12 protein-coding genes are annotated in these 17,976 nt (G+C 47.2%); 1 reads left to right on the top strand and 11 read right to left on the bottom strand.

Annotated features, from left to right (window positions below; genetic code table 11):
* Positions 1–10 precede the first annotated feature (10 nt).
* Positions 11–1,309: an ABC transporter substrate-binding protein gene (locus tag NYE29_RS20540; RefSeq protein WP_052092223.1), complete on the top strand. Its 1,299-nt coding sequence runs from the start codon at positions 11–13 to the stop codon at positions 1,307–1,309.
* A 95-nt stretch (positions 1,310–1,404) separates the two neighbouring features.
* Here the strand turns inward: NYE29_RS20540 and NYE29_RS20535 are convergent, their stop codons facing one another.
* From NYE29_RS20535 to adhE, 11 genes are all read right to left on the bottom strand, one after another.
* Entirely contained in the window at positions 1,405–3,000 is a 1,596-nt protein-coding gene (locus tag NYE29_RS20535; protein WP_038594958.1) for an ABC transporter substrate-binding protein, read from the bottom strand.
* A 97-nt stretch (positions 3,001–3,097) separates the two neighbouring features.
* Positions 3,098–4,063 carry a carbohydrate ABC transporter permease gene (locus NYE29_RS20530; RefSeq protein WP_081965903.1) on the bottom strand — a complete coding sequence of 322 codons (966 nt, stop codon included), beginning with the start codon at positions 4,061–4,063 and terminating at the stop codon, positions 3,098–3,100.
* Positions 4,064–4,112: 49 nt separating this feature from the next.
* Positions 4,113–5,090 (bottom strand): ABC transporter permease, encoded by a 978-nt coding sequence (locus NYE29_RS20525; RefSeq protein ID WP_038594959.1) that lies wholly within the window; start codon positions 5,088–5,090, stop codon positions 4,113–4,115.
* A gap of 293 nt (positions 5,091–5,383) precedes the next feature.
* The gene (locus NYE29_RS20520; RefSeq protein WP_038594960.1) at positions 5,384–6,166 is read right to left on the bottom strand and encodes a response regulator transcription factor; all 783 of its coding nucleotides are present in this window, start codon (positions 6,164–6,166) and stop codon (positions 5,384–5,386) included.
* Positions 6,144–7,997 (bottom strand): cache domain-containing sensor histidine kinase, encoded by a 1,854-nt coding sequence (locus tag NYE29_RS20515; RefSeq protein ID WP_038594961.1) that lies wholly within the window; start codon positions 7,995–7,997, stop codon positions 6,144–6,146. Before NYE29_RS20515 ends, NYE29_RS20520 begins: the two co-directional genes overlap by 23 nt.
* Before the next feature lie 27 nt (positions 7,998–8,024).
* A complete protein-coding gene (locus NYE29_RS20510; protein WP_038594962.1) occupies positions 8,025–8,852 on the bottom strand; it encodes a carbohydrate ABC transporter permease in 828 nt (275 codons plus the stop codon).
* Positions 8,852–9,736 carry a carbohydrate ABC transporter permease gene (locus NYE29_RS20505; protein ID WP_038594963.1) on the bottom strand — a complete coding sequence of 295 codons (885 nt, stop codon included), beginning with the start codon at positions 9,734–9,736 and terminating at the stop codon, positions 8,852–8,854. The genes NYE29_RS20510 and NYE29_RS20505 overlap by 1 nt, the downstream gene beginning before the upstream one ends.
* Positions 9,737–9,834: 98 nt before the next feature.
* Positions 9,835–11,241: an extracellular solute-binding protein gene (locus tag NYE29_RS20500; RefSeq protein ID WP_038594964.1), complete on the bottom strand. Its 1,407-nt coding sequence runs from the start codon at positions 11,239–11,241 to the stop codon at positions 9,835–9,837.
* Between the two features lie 357 nt (positions 11,242–11,598).
* Positions 11,599–12,339 (bottom strand): pyruvate formate-lyase-activating protein, encoded by a 741-nt coding sequence (pflA, locus tag NYE29_RS20495; RefSeq protein ID WP_340897284.1) that lies wholly within the window; start codon positions 12,337–12,339, stop codon positions 11,599–11,601.
* A 136-nt stretch (positions 12,340–12,475) separates the two neighbouring features.
* On the bottom strand, positions 12,476–14,737 hold the full coding sequence (gene pflB, locus NYE29_RS20490) for a formate C-acetyltransferase (protein WP_076108859.1): 2,262 nt from the start codon (positions 14,735–14,737) through the stop codon (positions 12,476–12,478).
* 260 nt (positions 14,738–14,997) lie between these two features.
* Positions 14,998–17,619 (bottom strand): bifunctional acetaldehyde-CoA/alcohol dehydrogenase, encoded by a 2,622-nt coding sequence (gene adhE / locus NYE29_RS20485; protein ID WP_340897282.1) that lies wholly within the window; start codon positions 17,617–17,619, stop codon positions 14,998–15,000.
* Between the last annotated feature and the right edge of the window lie 357 nt (positions 17,620–17,976).

The raw sequence follows: 17,976 nt of genomic DNA, 5'->3' as shown, positions 1-17,976 counted from the left end.
GTGGAACTTCTTGTCTGCAAACCCGATAACACCGGCCTTCAAACTGCCGGCCTTCCTACTGGCCTTGGGGCTGCTTGTATCTACCGGAGGATGCCGCATCGCATCCCAGCAGGAAGGTTTTGTTGAGCCGGACCCGCCGGTTGAGCTGAATATTTGGCTAATACCGGGATCGGGTCTGGAACCGCTGATCGGACAATATCAGGCGCTGCATCCGGAGCTTGATATACATATCCAGATTTCTACCTTCACCCAGCTCCCCCTCAAGCTGCAGACTTCATTTGCTGCGGGCTACAGCTCCCCGGACATTGCTTCTATTGATATCAGCTATCTGGATCAGTTTAAGCAATTCCCCGAATATTTCTATGATTTGAGTCAATATGGTGCAGCAGAGCTGGAGAAGCAGTTTCTGGCGTGGAAGTGGCAGGAAGCACTGAACGGAGCTTTCATCTACGGCCTGCCAACGGATATTGGCCCCTACGCCCTGTTATACCGTCAGGATATTTTTTCGATTGCCGGACTTCCGAACACAGCGGAGGCAGTGGCTGAAAGAATTGGAACCTGGGAGCAATTTATTGAGACAGGCAAAATCATCAAAGAAAAGACGGGCAAAGCCTTCGTCAACAATCTGGAGGATCTGTATCTGGCCATTCAGCGCCAATCTCCGCTGCAATATTACAGTCCTTCCGGAGAATTGCTGGTTGAGGACAATCCGCAGATTAAGCGGGCCTGGGAGTATGCGATCGAGGCTCACCGGCTTGATCTATCCGCACATACAGCCATAGATACGCAGCAGTGGGGAATAGAGCTGCTGACCGGGGATTTTGCTGTTATGCTCTGTCCGGCCTGGATGGTCGGACATATCAAGAGCAGCTCGCCCACAGCCAGCGGCCTGTGGAATATGACGCTGATTCCAGGAAATAGCGCTAACCGGGGAGGTTCTGTGCTGACCTTACCGAAGAGCGGCAAACATCCCGAAGAAGCCTTCGCTCTGATTAAGTGGCTGACCTCCCCCCAGCAGCAGCTTGCCGTCTTCAAAGCGCAAGGAAATTTCCCTTCAACACCGGAAATTTATGAAGCGCCGGAGATTAAGGATCAGCACGATCCTTATTTCGGCAACGCCCAGCCGGGGCTGATCTATTCCGAGTCCGCCTTGCGCATCCAGCCAACCTATTACGGCCCGCACCATACCGCAATTGAAGAAAACATGCTGGAATTCCTGACCCGTGTCGAGCTTCGTGAGCTTGATCCTGACACTGCCTGGACCTATGCTGTCCAGAATGCGAAGAAGATTGATGCCGGCTTCCGCTAGCAGCACCCGGACCGGCAAAGAGGCTTTCTCCAGCGGAATCAAACTGCCGGAGAAAGCCTCTTATAGTGTAAATCCAACTGAACCGTTACAGTATTTTATTTCTGCGCTGCTAAAAAGGCATCCAGCTGGTTCTGTTTCTCGGCAATAATCTTCTCGACTCCCGCCTTCTTCAGCTTCTCGGCATATTTCGTCAGCACGGTATCCGGGTCAACGGAGCCGGTATCCAGGCTGGTATCGAACTCATCCATAACCGCTTTGCAGGCAGCTACCTCTGTCTTCATCTGTGAAGCATCAAAGTTGAAGCCAAGCGCCACAGTGGACTTTCCCTGGGAATTGAAAGCCTTAAACTGCTCCCATTTGTCAGGAGCTTCGCTTTCCCAGACGGGATTCAGGAATTGGCTGCCCAGCATCCAGGCGGCGGCTGTATTATAGTCACCGGATTTGGCCGATGCCTTGATCGTATCTCCGCTGACGACATCATAATGGACACCCTTCACTCCGAAAACAAGCAGATTGTTGATCTCTTTATCCGTGTGCAGGAGGTTCAGCACCATCATGGCCCGGGCCGGGTCGCCGGACGAAGCCGAGATGGCCAGCATGGACCCGGCAGCATCGCTTGTGGAAATCGTCGGCTCATTGAAGGCAATCTGTTTCAACTTGCCTACCAGACCCGTAGCATTTGCAAGTTCGCTGTCTTTTCCCGGTTTAAGCGATTGCACAGTCATAAAGACATTGCCCGCTTTCATCGCATCCTGGGTTGAGGTGGTAGCAATCGCTGCATCGGCATTGATATACCCTTTCTTCATGTATTCACGGGTAAGCTTGACAATCTCCTTGTAGCGGTCAAGTTCAATCATCGAAGTAATCTTGGTGTCCTGGCTATCCTTCAGCAGGATGCCGGGAATCGCCGCATCGCCGAGTGTATCATACTGTGCCATATACTGAGAATTGAACGTTTCTCCCTGTTTAAAATAAAGCGGTGTAATATCCGGTCTCTTATCTTTGACTACCTTAAGTACAGCATCCAGATCCTGAATGGATTTCACATTCGCCATATCAATTCCAAGTTCATCCGCAATATCCGACCGGTAGACAATTCCTCCCTGTGCCGCCAACTCCTTATTTGTAGGAACCGCATAGTTCACACCGTTGATCGCTGAACCCTTAAGGAACTGCGGATCAAGGGTATCCAGTATGCCTTGGCCGTAATCCTTCAGCAGATTGCCACTCTGTCCGCCATCATCATTCAGCGGAAGGTAAGCACCCTTGGCAGCGTTGGTAACATAATATCTCCATTGCGCCGTAAAGATCAGATCGAATTTCTCCTGGCTGGCAATCTTGAGATTCGTCTCACTGTCCCATTGCCCCCAGTCAATCGGTGCAATGTCCAGCTTCGCATTAATCTTCGGCTCCAGGATTTTGTTGATAGCTTCTTCTACCATCACTTCATCCTTTTGCGGAGCGCCAACATAAATTAACTTCACAATGTAAGGCTTAAGCTCCTTTGCCGGGTCCGCCGTCGGATCAGCGCTAGCCTCCGTTTTGACAGCGCTTGCATTTTCAGCAGGCTTCTGGGACGCCGTATCTTTATTGGCGTTGTTGCCGTTATTCCCCCCACAACCGGATAAACCAAGTGTGAAAACAACCATGAGCATCAACAGTACTATGGAGCCTTTTCGCACAACCTTCATCTGAAACATAACCTCCCCAATTATTTTGTTTATGCTGGACCGGCCGCTTTAACGGCAGTGCCGCAAATCGGCCGGGTAAAACCGGAACAAGTTGCGGTCACCCCTTGACGGCACCGACAGTAAGCCCTTGGATGAAATACTTCTGGAAGAAGGAGTAGACGAACACGATCGGGCCAATCCCTATAACAGCCATTGCCATACGCACCGTTTCTGTAGGCAGCTTGATCTCTACACCCTGTGCTGCGAGCGCCGCCATCGCCTGCGGGCTTGCCGTCAGAAACTGCACGTTCAGCATTGTTTTATACATGAGGTACTGCAGATTGACATGTCCATCCGGAGATATAAAGATCAGACTGAGATACCAGTCATTCCAATAGGCCAAAGTCTGAAACAGCCCCACTGTAGCAAGGACCGGCAACGACAACGGCAGAATAATCCGGATGAATATCCGCAATTCGGAAGCGCCGTCAATTTTAGCGGATTCGATTAGTGCCGGTGGTATCGTGTTCGCAAAGAACGTTCGAAGCAACATGACAAAGAATGCAGAAACCAGCAGCGGCATAATCAGGATCCACAAAGTATCCTTGAGATGTACCATCCGTGTATAGACCAGATACCATGGCACCAGCCCCCCGTTAAACAGCATCGTGAAAAACATGAAGAAGGCGAAGAAATTTTTGTGCGGAAAATCGCTTCTTGAAATTGGATAAGCATACAGCGCCATAATAAGCAGGCTCAAAATCGTTCCAGCCACTGTAACGAATAAAGAAACCGCTGCTGCATCAAGAATCTGCTTGTAATCCTTCAATAGGAACTCATAGGATGATGTATCCCATTGCTTCGGGAAGAAGCTGTATCCATTACGGAGGACGGCGTCCTCATTCGAGAACGATACAATGATGACCAGCAGGAGCGGTATGATACAAAGTGCTGAGTAGATCCAGAAGAATATATTTATGAGCAGATTGGAGATCCCGGAGATATCATTGGGCTTTTTTTGCCGTTTCAAGACTTTGCCGGGTCTAAGAATTAACCCATCTGCTGTTTCCGTTGTTACACTCATGCTCCCCACCTCTTAATATTGTTTTAAAACTGCATAGCCGAAGGCCGCCTCAGAACAAGGCATCGTCTTTGCTGATCCGCCGCACCGCGAGGTTAGACAGGTAGATCAGTGTAAAACCTACCACCGATTGCACAAGACCGGCAGCGGATGACATTCCGATATCTCCAATGGCCAGGAAGGTCTGATACACATACGTGTCGATAACCTGAGTCGTGGAGTAGAGTGCGCCTGCATTCCGCGTAACCTGGAAGAAAAGTCCGAAATCCGCGTTGAAAATCCTCCCGATCTGCAGCAGCGTCATGACAATGATCACCGGACTGATCAGCGGAATCGTAATTTTACGGATCTGCTGCCATTTCGAAGCTCCGTCAATAAGTGCAGCCTCGTAATATTCGTGGTCGATTCCGATAATGGCGGCCATATATATGACCGTCGTATAGCCTATTTCCTTCCATATCTTCACCACTACGAGAATAATTGGCCAATATTGCGACTGAGAATACCATTCTATCGGCTTAAGGCCGAGAAAAGGCAGCACTGTCTGATTGATGAATCCATGCTCATTGCTCAGAAAGCCGTACACCAGATAGCTGACCACTACCCAGGACAGAAAGTACGGAAGGAACATTGCACTCTGATGAAACTTTGACAGCAGCCTGTTGCGCATTTCGTTAAACATAATGGCAAAGGCGACTGAAATCACCAGTGTCAGCACAATGAAAGCTGTATTGTACAGCAGCGTATTTCTTGTAATGATCCATGCCGTTTCTGTAGAGAACAAATATTTGAAATTGGAAAAACCAACCCAATCACTGCCCCAAATCCCTTTTTGATAATTGACATCCTTAAAGGCGATCAGCGTCCCGAACATCGGAATGTAGTTGTTAATGACCAGAACCACAATCGCCGGAAGCATCATCACGTAGAACACCCAATATTTCCTCATGACCCGCCATATCGAAGGTTTTATGGTCCTGCCGGCATTGTTAGCTTTGGATAAGCTGACGGAAGGATTACTCGCGCTCATGGTTCTTTCCTCCATTTCATTTCCTATCATCCTTTGAAGCCTCGATTCCCCTTGCAATCCCCTTCTGTTTCCGCACCCCCCTGCCCTTTAATTAAAACATATGGTTTATTTTGGGAGTATAAGGTGCAGCTTAGATTTCTATGAGAAAAGCAACTACATACAGAAATTACAAACAAAAAAGACGATTAGCCTTGTAGTTCAAGGTTAATCGCCTTTTATAGTATTATTTGCAGTGCCGGTTTCCTCTTACGTTACTTACGTTCAGGCCTTACATTGCCCTGACAGCAACGCAGTTACACTTTCCGGTACTGATCACGGTATTCCTTGGGGGACATGCCTGTCTGCTTCTGAAACACTTTGGTAAAATAACGCCGCTCCTGATAACCTACTCCGGAGCTAATCGCCGTGATGCTCTTGTCGCTGCTCGCCAGCATGAACTTGGCGGCTTCAATCCGCTGCTGGGTCACATATTCCACAAAGGTCATCGCAAAGCGATTCTTGAACAACAGGCAGAAGTAGCTGCCGCTGATACCTATCTTGTTCGCGACTTCTTCTATGCCCAGATCATAATGCAGCCGCTCCGAAATATACTGTGCTGCCAGATTCATCAGCTGGTCTGGTGTTTTTTTGACGGAATCGTCGGCTGCAGGCACTTCCTGAAACAGCGGAATGCTGTTGTACAGCTTATCCTTGTACTGCCTGCTGCGGATTTGCGTACCGATCTCCCGCACCTTGTTGCCAAGCTCCTCATAATGAATCGGCTTGCAGATATATTCCTTTACACCAAGTCGTATGGCTTCCCGGGCGTAATCAAATTCCTGGTAGCCGCTGAGCAGCAGTACCTCGCTCTCCAGACCCATCTCCCGCAGCTTGCCGATGAACGTCAAGCCGTCCATCACCGGCATGCGGATATCACATAGCACAAGGTCCGGCGCGTTCTCCTCGGCAATCCGTAATGCTTCCATGCCGCTGCGGGCCATACCGGCAACCTCCATCCCCATTTCCTGCCATGGCAGCACCCTGTTGAGATTGTTCAGAATGGGAGCTTCGTCGTCAACCAACAATACTTTTAGCATAATGATCTTCCCCCTGCCCGTATTTAGGTATGACGCATTGGATGATTGTTCCTTCACCCGGGCTGGCACAGATGAATATCCCGTATCTGTCGCCGTATTCAATCCGGATACGATCGGCCACACTGCGCACTCCAAGACCACGCCGCTCCGGATGAATGCCATGCTCCGTCCGGCCTTCGTCCGACTGGTTTGCTGTTTCGTTAACCATATACTGGAACATCGAGAGCTGGGCCGGAGTCATCCCGATTCCGTTATCCTCAATCTGCAGGATCAAGTTGCCGCGGTCTTCCCAGCCCTTTACAGTCACCTTGCCCTTGTATCCGATCCCCTCGAACCCATGCTGGATACTGTTCTCCACCAGCGGCTGCAGTGTCAGCTTGAGGATACCGCAGCCCATAAGCCCTTCCGGGATGTCTATTTCATAATCAAATACATCCTCGAAACGAAATTTCTGGATATCGAGATAATTACGCAGGTGGGTAACTTCTTCTTCCAGTGTGATTTCATCCCTGTCCTGAATGCTGATCCGCAGAATGCTGGCTAGCCGGTAGACCATCTCGCTAACCTTACGGCCTTCATTCTGTACAGCAAGCACATTGATCGACTCCAGCGTGTTGAACAGGAAATGCGGCTTGATCTGTGCCTGCAGAACCCGCATCTCAGCCTGATTCTTCCGTCTTTGCTCCAGATGGATCCGATTAAACAAGCCGTTGATTTTATCCATCAAATCGTTAAAGCCTTTGGCAAGCAATGTCATCTCGTCATTGCCCTTCTCCTCAACCCTTGTAGTAAGATCGCCATCCTCCACCCGCCGCATAAAGCGGACAATAACAGCAATCCCGCCCGTTATCCGGTTCATAAAGAACAAATTAAAGATGACGGCAGCCAGGAAGCAGAGAAAGATAACCCCGACAAACCAGCGGGCGAACACTGTAACCTCCCGTGACAACGAACCCCACGAGGTGATAGAAACGAGGCTCCAGGGATACTCCTTCAGATGATAGACGGACAGAATACTTTTCTCCCCGTCGAACTGGGTTTTGAAGCTTTGAAAACCTTCCTTGAAGGTAATATTTTTCGCCGTAAACGACTGGAAATCCTGTCCGTCCAGCTTGCGGTCCGGATCCAGCAGAATCATTCCGTCATCGTTCACCAGCATGAAAGAGACCTTTTGGTTACTGTCCCCAATCTTCAAATTCCGGAATATGGATTCGAACTCCCAGTTCTTGATCTGCACGACCAGAATGCCGATGTTCTCAAAGAAGCTAAGCTCCTTCACTAGCCGGATCTGTGTGAACACGGCTTCTGTTCCTGTCAGTTCCGGATATTCATGCGGTGCCAGCCATTTCGGTACACCATTGAGCTTCATGACCTCCTGATAGAGAGCACTTCCTTTGAATTTATCGTAAGGGAGTGTGCGGAAATTTTCCTTGTTGAATACCGATACGATCTCCGAGCTGCCTTTACCGTTAAAATTGTACAGAAAGGCATAGCTGATCGAAGGGTGATTATACAGCAGACTACGGAAATTGCGCTGGCTGGCATTCAGGTTCAGCTGCTCAGCATCAGTCAGATCCTGCTTTGAAGGATCATCCGCGCTGAGCGCCATATGAAACACCGAGGTAGCAATTCCGTTGTCTGTCACGTTGTTCATATCTTTAAAGACGTTGGAGATGCTGTAGCTGATCGCTTTAAGTGAATACTCGGACTGCTGGCTGTATTTCTTCTCAATTGAATTATAAGTAACGAAGAACATAATCATGCCAAGAATAAACAAGGGGATGATAATCAGGCCCAAAAATGCCGTAAATAATTTATAGCGCAAATTCATCGGCAGTGCTCCTGACTGTGAATAAGGTTATCCTTTTACGCTGCCTGCCGTTACGCCTTCAATAATTTTCTCCTGCAAAATGGCGTAAATAATAATGACCGGCAGCACACTGTAGACAATGCCTGCAGACATTTGCGCATAATTCATCTGATACTGATCGCGGAATTGGACCATTCCCACCGGAAGTGTGCGCAGCTCGTCATTCGAAAGAAAATAGTTAGCCAGCAAAAATTCATTCCAATTTCCCAGGAAATTAACAATGAATACTGTAACCATGGCGGGAACCGTCAGAGGTACAATAATTCTAGCAAAGATACCGGGAGCCTTCAAGCCATCCATAACTGCCGCTTCTTCAATTTCACTGGGCAACGAACGCATAAATGCGGCCAAAATAATAATTGTAAACGGTATTGCATTGGCAATATAAGGGATGATCAATGCCCAATGTGTATTCAGAATGTGCAGTTTGCGCACAATCGTATAAATCGGCAGCATCAGCGCATTGTTAGGAATAAGCATTCCGACCAGTACAAGCGAGAACAGGATACCATTCCATTTGCCCTGCCGCATCCGTGTGACTGCAAAGGCAAACATCGACGCCAGCAAAATGGAGACGACAGAAGCCAGCACAGAAATGTACAAGCTGTTAAAGAAGTAGGTGCTGATCTTGGCGTTGACCCAGGCCTCCACATAGTTAGAGAAGGCAAATTCCTTCGGAATGCCGAATGGATTCAAGGCGATCGCGTTGTTGTCTTTCTTTACTGAAGAGAACAGGACGAACAGGAAAGGAAAAAGAATAACAAGCAGATACGACAACAGCACAACATGCGGCAGACTCTTTTTCAGGCGTGGCATCAGTATTCAATCCTTTCATTGCGCCGGGCAAACAGCAGATGATACAGCGCCGTAACCACAAGCGTGAATGCAAAGATCAGGACTGCGATGGCATTGCCGTAGCCATACTTAAAGTTGGTGATCGCGTATTTTATCATATAAGTCGCCATGACCTCGGTCGATCCAGCCGGACCGCCTTTCGTCATCACGATGACGATATCCGCAGCCTTCATTGCACCGGCGATGGAGAGCATAATAACTACGGAAATGATCGGCACAATCAGCGGCAGTGTGATGCGTGTGGCACGCTGAAAGCCGGTAGCGCCGTCAATGGCCGCAGCTTCATCCAGTTCACTAGGAATGGATAGAATAGCCGCCAGCACCATAACAATGTAGAATCCGGTCCACTGCCAGGCATTCGTGATCAGAATGGACAGCATGGCAAACCGCTCATCCGACAGCCAGTACACCGGCTCAATGCCAACGAGACCAATTAGCTTATTAAAGAGGCCGATATTGGGCTCATAAATAAATCCCCACAGAATGCCGATTACCGCAGTAGACATAATAGAAGGCATAAATACGGCTGTCTTGTAGAGTCCTTTCAGCTTCTTAACGTTGGCAATCAAAAGCGAAAAGAATACGATCAGGGGAACCTGCACGCACACGGAGAATAGGATAAACCAGCCGTTATTCTTCACCGAAACCCAGAAGCGTTCATCTCCAAGCGCTTTTTTGAAGTTAGTGAGGCCGGTGAATTTAACCGTATCCGATACTCCGTTCCAACTGGTGAAGCTGTAGTAAAGTGAGCTGAAGATCGGATATATAAAGAACATGAAGAACAATACCAGTGCAGGAATAACAAACAGGATAAAAACCAATGGATTTCTGAGTGATTTATTCATGACTACCTCCGATTGCTTAGACTATCTGGGAGCGATTAGGGCAGATTTTAAAAATGCACCCTGGAGCAAGCACCAGGGTACATAGAATTTACCGTTCCTTATTCCACTGCTGCATTAGCTTCTTCTTGAACTTTTTGCAGCGCCTCGCCCATTTTTTCAGGTGTTGTCTGTCCGCCGATCAGCTTCTGAATTTGAATGTTGCTGATCTCGGTGGTGACATCCGCTTGAACCAGAGAGTCAAAGGCAGGGAATGAAGACTGGGAATTATTCAGTACCGCTACGATTTCACTCATCAGATCATCGGTAATATTCTCGTTCAGGATATTCTGATCAATCTTCATGGCCGGCAGCACTCCGTCCTCTACCAGACCGCGAAGCTGCATTTCTTCATTGTACATATTCTTGATAAAGGATTTCACTGCAGCCAGCTGACGCTCGTCATCTGCCGCTGAAGCAGAGAACCCGTAACCGTTGTTCACATCGCGCATCAGTGCCGTTTGGTCGCCTACCCCGCCGTCAACTGCCGGGATATTGAAGAATCCAACCTTGCCGATCAGACCTTCACCCGATTGTCCTGCTTTGAATACAGAGGATTTCCAAGTTCCATCATAGAGCAGAATGGCTTCGCCACTAGTGAACTGGGTGGTATACTCAGCATATTCGAAACCAAGCTCGCCTTTTTTGAAGTAGCCTTTATCTACCCATTCCTTGTATTTCGCAAAACCTTTCACAACATTAGCATCGCTCCATTTAGCTTCACCGGTCGCGAATTTAGCCGTCACATCCGGTCCGGCATAACGTGACCAGAGGTGGTTGGCCAGCATCAGCGGCACCCAGCCGGCTTTGGAAGCGCCAGCCAGCGGTACTTTGCCATCAGCCTTAATATCGGCCAGTTGCTTCTCAAGCTCAGCAAAGGTCTTCGGAGCTTCCCAGCCCTTGCTGCCATAGTATTCTTTATTATAGAAGAAACCTTCACCGGAACCGCCGATTGGCAATCCGTAAATCTTGCCTTCATAAGTAAATGGATCAAGATTCGAGAACTTGTCTTTAATGCCCAATTCTTCGAGGATCGGGGTCAGGTCAAGCAATTTTCCTTCTTTGGCGTATATTTTGGAGTCAGGGCTCCCAAAGAGATCGAACACTGCCGGAGGATTGCCGGCGGCCATTTCACCGCGTAGCTTCTCTTTGCGGTTCACATCGGAATCTACACCATCCAGTTTGAATGTCAGCCCCGGCACTTCACTCTGAACCTTGCCTACCACATCCTCCAAAATAGCAAGACGTTTCTGCTTATCAGCACCAACCTGCGTATGACGGATCGTCATTTCGAAAGGCTCAGCGCTGGCAGGCTCATCAGTGGCAGCAGCATTGGTTGCAGCAGCTGAATTGCTTGGTGCTGCAGTTTCTCCATTGTTGCTTGCCTTATTATTGTTGCCTCCACAGCCAGCAAGCAAAGCAGAAGAGACAAAAACCAGGGACAACAGCATAGTCATACTTTTTCTCATTACGGGTGACCCTCCCTATTTATTAATTTCCCTTACAACTCTTATTATAAAAAACAGTGTGTGTAATCGTAAGGTTAAGATTCATCTACTATAGGGATAAAATACTCTAATGTAAGCGAATACACCTCTTAACAGTCACATTCTGCGTTATTTATAGTTACATATACTGAAAAATTACTCCATAGGAAATAGACCTTGCGTCATTAAACCTCTACACAAAATCATCCTTCCTGCAAAATAATCCCTTTATCTGCTGAAACATAACATGCGTTCTGGATCATTAAAAAGCAAAAAAGCCGTTTCCGCAGTACATAAGCTACTGCAAGATACGGCTTCTGCTTCCTATGATAATTATCATCACTTAACAAGTGCTGTCTCGTTGCGTCCTTCTTCAATCAGCCGGTAAGCGCGCTGCACTTCTTCATCGTTCGGTGAGGGTACCCCTTCTAGTTCATAGGGACGGCCAAGTTCTTGCCATTTATAAATCCCCATTTGGTGATAAGGCAGGATTTCAAACTTCTCTACCCCATTAAGCGTTCCAATGAATCGGCCGAGATTCAGTAAATCCTCTTCCTTATTATGAATGCCAGGAACGTACACGTGGCGGATCCACATTTTACGGTTATGATCCGACAACCAGCGGGCCAGCTTCAATGTACGATCATTCGATTTACCGGTCAGTTTAATATGCGCTTCATCATCGATATGCTTGAGATCGAGCAGCACAAGATCAGTAACATCCAGCAAATCGCTGATCTTCGAACCATCATTATAGCCATTTGTATCCAGTGTGGTGTGCAGATTCCAGCGCTGTTTCACTTCAGTGAACAGTTGTTTGACAAAATGCGCCTGCAGCGTTGGTTCGCCGCCAGATACGGTAAGCCCGCCACCTGAAGACTTATAATAATTCAGGTAAGGTTCGATTTCCGCCAGCACTTCCTCGATGCTCATTTCTCTGCCTTCATTAAGACCCCAGGTATCCGGGTTATGACAATACTGGCATTTCAATAAGCAGCCCTGCATAAATAGAACAAAACGGATACCAGGCCCGTCTACGGTCCCGAACGTTTCTAAGGAATGTATATGTCCATTAGCCATATGATGACTTCCTTTCGAAAAGAACTTAAAATTTTAATTAATTTTTAGCAAGATTTTACCGCCCCCTGAATCAAGGGCGGTATCACCTCACTGCTATTACATCTTATACAAGAACTGTATTACACAGTTAATTTAATTACATTGTACCGTGGAATGTACGGTTGATAACATCCAACTGTTGTTCGCGGGTCAGCTTGATGAAGTTAACAGCATAGCCGGAGACACGAATAGTCAATTGAGGATAGTTCTCCGGATGATCCATAGCATCGATCAGTTGTTCACGGTTAAATACGTTAACGTTCAAGTGCTGAGCGTTGTTGTGGAAGTATCCGTCCATCATGAATACCAGGTTGGACTTACGGGACTCTTCGTCTTTACCCAGCGCCTTAGGAACGATGGAGAACGTGTTGGAAATACCGTCTTGTGCCTCGGAATACGGCAGTTTGGCAACAGAGTTCAAGGAAGCCAGTGCGCCTTTCTTGTCGCGTCCGTGCATTGGGTTAGCACCTGGAGCGAACGGTTCACCTTTCTTACGTCCGTCAGGAGTAGTACCAGTCTTCTTACCATAAACTACGTTCGAAGTGATAGTCAATACCGATTGAGTCGGCATAGCATCACGGTAAGTTTTGTGTTTGCGGATCATCGACATGAAGGTTTCAACCAGTTCAACTGCGATGTTGTCAACAGCATCGTCGTTGTTGCCGTAGCAAGGGAATTCTCCTTCGGTTTCGAAGTCGATGGCGATGCCTTGTTCGTTGCGGATCGGTTTAACCTTAGCGAATTTAATTGCGCTCAGGGAGTCAGCAGCAACGGACAGGCCGGCGATACCGCAAGCCATCGTACGCAGAATGTCACGGTCATGCAGCGCCATTTCGATGCGTTCGTAGGAATATTTGTCATGCATGTAGTGAATGATGTTCAGGGTGTTGACATAAGTCTTAGCCAGCCACTCCATCATCGGTTTGAAGCGTTTCATTACTTCGTTGTAATCCAGATATTCGGAAGTGATTGCAGGGAATTCAGGTCCAACTTGTACGCCTGATTTCTCGTCTACACCACCATTGATCGCGTACAGCAAAGCTTTCGCCAGGTTGGCGCGGGCGCCGAAGAACTGCATTTGTTTACCAATGCGCATTGGGGATACGCAGCAAGCAATTGCGTAATCTTCACCCCAATATGGACGCATTACATCGTCATTCTCATATTGGATAGCGCTGGTTTCGATGGAAACCTTGGCACAATATTTTTTAAAGCCTTCAGGCAGTCTTTCGGACCACAGAACCGTCAAGTTAGGCTCTGGAGCAGGTCCCAGGTTGTACAGGGTATGCAAGAAGCGGAAGCTGTTCTTAGTTACGCGTGTTGTTCCGTCTTCAGCCATACCACCGATGGATTCCGTTACCCAAGTAGGGTCGCCGGAAAACAGTTCATTATAGTCAGGCGTACGCAGGAATTTCACAATACGCAGTTTCATTACGAAATGGTCAACGATTTCTTGTGCTTGTTCTTCAGTAAGAGTACCTTCTTCAAAATCGCGCTGTGCATAGATGTCGAGGAAGGAAGATACGCGTCCCAGAGACATTGCAGCACCGTTTTGTTCTTTTACTGCTGCCAGATAACCGAAGTATACCCATTGAGTAGCTTCTTTGAAGTTGTTCGCCGGTTTGGAAATATCAAGACCGTGAGCGGCAGCCATTTCTTTCAGCTCGCCCAAAGCGCGGATTTGCTCCGACAGCTCTTCGCGCAACCGGATTACTTCTTCAGTCATGGAATCAACTTCAAGCTCGGTTAGTTGTTGTTTCTTGTCTTTGATCAGGAAATCAATACCGTACAGGGCAATACGACGGTAGTCACCGATAATGCGTCCGCGGCCGTAAGCATCAGGAAGACCTGTAATAACGCCGGATTTACGCACTGCTCTCATGTCAGGTGTATATGCATCAAACACGCCTTGGTTATGCGTTTTGCGGATATTCGTAAACATTTCGACAATGTTGTTCGGAAGCTCGAAGCCATAAGCTTTGGTGGCATCGATCATCATCTTAATACCGCCGAACGGTTGAACAGAACGTCTGAAAGGAGCATCAGTCTGTACGCCTACAATCTGTTCTTTGTCCTTGTCGATGTAGCCTGGCTTGTGGGAAGTGATGGTGGAGACAGTATCCAGGGAAACATCCCATACGCCGCCTCTTTCTCTTTCTTCCTTGCTCAGCTGGGAGATAATCTTCCACAGTTCAGTAGTATTGCTGGTAGGACCCACGAGGAAATCTTCGTTTCCTTCATAAGGCTTGATGTTCTTGGAAATAAATTCGTTAACGTCGACTTTTCTGGCCCATTTACCTTTTGTAAAACTTCTCCAACTAGACTTCACTTCTTGTACATCTTTTTCAATCACCGACATGCTAAATCCCTCCATTTATATTTATTATATTTGTAGAGATCGCGGGCTTGAAGGTTAATCCCGTGTCTCGTGATCCCAAAGATATGGTTGTAATTAAATTCACAATCGCGTCTTCATAACTGGGACCGTTCTTTATATAAACATTTTAGTTTATTTTCTGAAAAAGGACTGTGACAAATATCACCTTTCCGGTGATATTTGTCACTACCATCCCCTTCCATATTAACCTATAACCTTATTCTTTGCTAAGCAATCACCAATTAGTTGTCGAATCTTCCGTAGAATGCGTTGCGGTATACATCAGCAAGTTCAGTAACCAGCGGCAGTTTAGGGTTGGCAGTAGTACATTGGTCTTCAAATGCACGGTCAGCCAGATAGTCTACGCGGGATTCGAAATCCTTAGGATCAAAGCCGAGTTGTTGGAACGACTCTTCAATGCCCAATTTTTTGTTCATGTCGCGGATTGCATTGATCAGGCTGGTTACGCCTTCTTCGGTAGTGCGTGCAGGCAATCCCAGAATACGGGCGATTTCAGCATAACGTTCGTCAGCTACAAAGTGCGAATATTTAGGGAACGAAGCAAACTTCGTTGGTTTCTTGGCATTGTAACGGATAACGTGCGGCATCAGGATGGCATTGGTACGTCCATGAGCCGTGTGGTATTGACCGCCCCATTTGTGCGCCAAGCTGTGGTTGATGCCCAGGAATGCATTGGCAAATGCCATACCAGCCAGCGTCGATGCGTTGTGCATTTTTTCGCGGGCAAGTTTGTCGCCTTCAAGTGCGGATTTCTCCAGGTATTGGAATACCAGCTGGATGGCTTTGATAGCCAGACCATCGGAGTAGTCACTTGCCATAACAGAAACATAAGCTTCAATCGCATGTGTCAATACGTCCATACCTGTATCGGCAACAGCAGTCTTAGGCAAGCTATATACAAACTCAGGGTCGATGATCGCTACGTCCGGAGTCAGCTCATAGTCTGCAAGCGGATATTTAGTATTATTTGCAGTAGTTTTGTCAGTAATAACCGCGAAAGAGGTTACTTCCGAACCTGTACCCGATGTTGTTGGAATAGCTACAAATTTAGCTTTGTTGCCGAGCTTAGGGAATTTGTATACCCGTTTGCGGATATCCATGAACTTTTGTTTCAGACCGTTAAAGTCAGCATCCGGGTGTTCATAGAACAGCCACATTCCTTTTGCAGCATCCATTGGGGAACCGCCGCCGAGTGCGATGATGCAGTCCGGTTGGAATCTGTTCATCATAGCTGTACCTTTTTCCACGGTAGTTGTCGATGGATCCGGTTCAACTTCCGAGAACACTTCGATCGCTACAGGAGTCTGGCGTTGACGCAGGTAATGCTCCACTCTTTCTACATAACCCAGTTTAACCATCATAGGGTCAGTGATAATTGCTACGCGGGTAATATCAGGCATTTTGGCCAGGTATTGAGTGGATCCCTTTTCGAAATAAATCTTATCAGGCACCTTAAACCATTGCATATTCACGGTACGACGGTTCACCCTTTTCACATTGATCAGATTGATGGCAGTTACGTTTTGCGATACCGAGTTGCGTCCATAAGATCCGCAGCCCAGAGTCAGCGAAGCGATATTAGTATTGTAAATGTCGCCGATGGCGCCATGTGTTGAAGGCGAGTTAACAAGAATACGTCCAGTTTGCAGACGGTTCGAGAACTTCATGATAACTTCTTCATTGTTGGAATGGATAGCCGAGCTGTGTCCCATGCCGCCGAATTCAACAACTTGAGCTGCGCGTTCAATCCCTTGGTCAGCGTTCTTAACCTTGTAGCAAGCCAGAACCGGGCTAAGTTTCTCAGCGGACAGCGGGTACTTGGTGCCTACGCCTTCGAGTTCAGCTACCAGAATCTTCGTTCCGGCAGGAACCTGAATACCGCACATTTCAGCGATCTTCACAGCGGATTGACCTACGATTGCCGGGTTAACCGCACATTTTTCTACATTCATTGCGCCGTTAGTCAGCTTAGCAGCTTCTTCTTTATTCACAAAGTAGCAGCCATTTGCGATCATTTTCTTTTTCACTTGGTCAAAAATTGCTTCTTCAATAATAACAGCCTGCTCAGAAGCGCAAATCATACCATTGTCAAAAGTCTTGGAAAGAATAATGTCAGTAACCGCTTGGTCGATATCAGCACTTTTCTCAATGAAGGCAGGTACGTTACCAGGGCCTACGCCGAGAGCCGGTTTACCGCAGCTGTATGCCGCTTTAACCATTGCAGATCCGCCTGTTGCCAGGATAAGAGCGACGTCCGGATTGTTCATCAATGCGTTTGTTTTGTCCATTGTCGGAAGCTCAATCCACTGGATACAGTTCTCAGGAGCGCCTGCTTTCACAGCTGCATCATGAAGAATTCTTGCTGCTGCGGCACTACACTCTTGCGCTGATGGATGGAAACCGAATATAATAGGATTACGTGTCTTAGCGGCAATCAGTGCTTTAAACATCGTGGTGGATGTTGGGTTGGTTACCGGTGTGATACCCATTACGATTCCGACCGGCTCGGCAATTTTTTGGAAGCTGTCATATTTATTATCTTCAACGACGCCTACTGTTTTGTCGTATTTAATTCCGTGCCAGATATATTCTGTTGAGAAGATGTTCTTCGTAATTTTGTCTTCGTATACACCGCGTCCTGTTTCTTCTACAGCCAATTTTGCCAGGTACATATGCTTGTCGAGCCCAGCCAATGCCATTGCATGAACGATTGTGTTAACTTGCTCTTGATCCAGCGCCATATACGCTTCTTGAGCTTTCTTTGCTTTATCCACCAAAATCTGAATATACTCTTCAGCGGTGGTTTGTTTCACTTGGGCGGCGACTTCGTTTTTAACTGCCATCTCCCTCGTCCTCCTGTCAATTTTTAGGTTGTTTTTCTCTACACATTTATCTTATCACATCCTCTTCAATATTTAAAGTGAAATCTTTCACAAAGTATAAAGTTTTTTTTGATTTGTTTTCAAAGCGCTTTCATTTAATCATATTCAGGTATTATTTCCATTTTATATGGTAAATTTCGTTTATATTTGTCCAATCTGCGAACACTAAAATAAGGACTCTAACCGTATGAACCTGTTACAGGGGTCTACAAAGCATTGCTTTGCTATTTATTGGTATTTACATCTATATTTCTTTATCTTATTCCTCCCGCCACATCCTTGATCGCCTCTTCCCTCACCTAACCTTTGAAGAACTAT

The organism is Paenibacillus sp. FSL M7-1046, from assembly GCF_038007405.1.
In the GTDB taxonomy this organism is placed as follows: Bacteria; Bacillota; Bacilli; order Paenibacillales; family Paenibacillaceae; genus Paenibacillus_AQ.
This window is presented reverse-complemented; position numbering and strand designations above follow the sequence as displayed.

Coding starts and splice junctions, on each gene's coding strand:
- NYE29_RS20535 (WP_038594958.1), bottom strand. CDS start 3,000: ATGAAGGTTGTGCGAAAAGGCTCCATAGTACTGTTGATGCTCATGGTT.
- NYE29_RS20530 (WP_081965903.1), bottom strand. CDS start 4,063: ATGAGTGTAACAACGGAAACAGCAGATGGGTTAATTCTTAGACCCGGC.
- NYE29_RS20525 (WP_038594959.1), bottom strand. CDS start 5,090: ATGAGCGCGAGTAATCCTTCCGTCAGCTTATCCAAAGCTAACAATGCC.
- NYE29_RS20520 (WP_038594960.1), bottom strand. CDS start 6,166: ATGCTAAAAGTATTGTTGGTTGACGACGAAGCTCCCATTCTGAACAAT.
- NYE29_RS20515 (WP_038594961.1), bottom strand. CDS start 7,997: ATGAATTTGCGCTATAAATTATTTACGGCATTTTTGGGCCTGATTATC.
- NYE29_RS20510 (WP_038594962.1), bottom strand. CDS start 8,852: ATGCCACGCCTGAAAAAGAGTCTGCCGCATGTTGTGCTGTTGTCGTAT.
- NYE29_RS20505 (WP_038594963.1), bottom strand. CDS start 9,736: ATGAATAAATCACTCAGAAATCCATTGGTTTTTATCCTGTTTGTTATT.
- NYE29_RS20500 (WP_038594964.1), bottom strand. CDS start 11,241: ATGAGAAAAAGTATGACTATGCTGTTGTCCCTGGTTTTTGTCTCTTCT.
- pflA (WP_340897284.1), bottom strand. CDS start 12,339: ATGGCTAATGGACATATACATTCCTTAGAAACGTTCGGGACCGTAGAC.
- pflB (WP_076108859.1), bottom strand. CDS start 14,737: ATGTCGGTGATTGAAAAAGATGTACAAGAAGTGAAGTCTAGTTGGAGA.
- adhE (WP_340897282.1), bottom strand. CDS start 17,619: ATGGCAGTTAAAAACGAAGTCGCCGCCCAAGTGAAACAAACCACCGCT.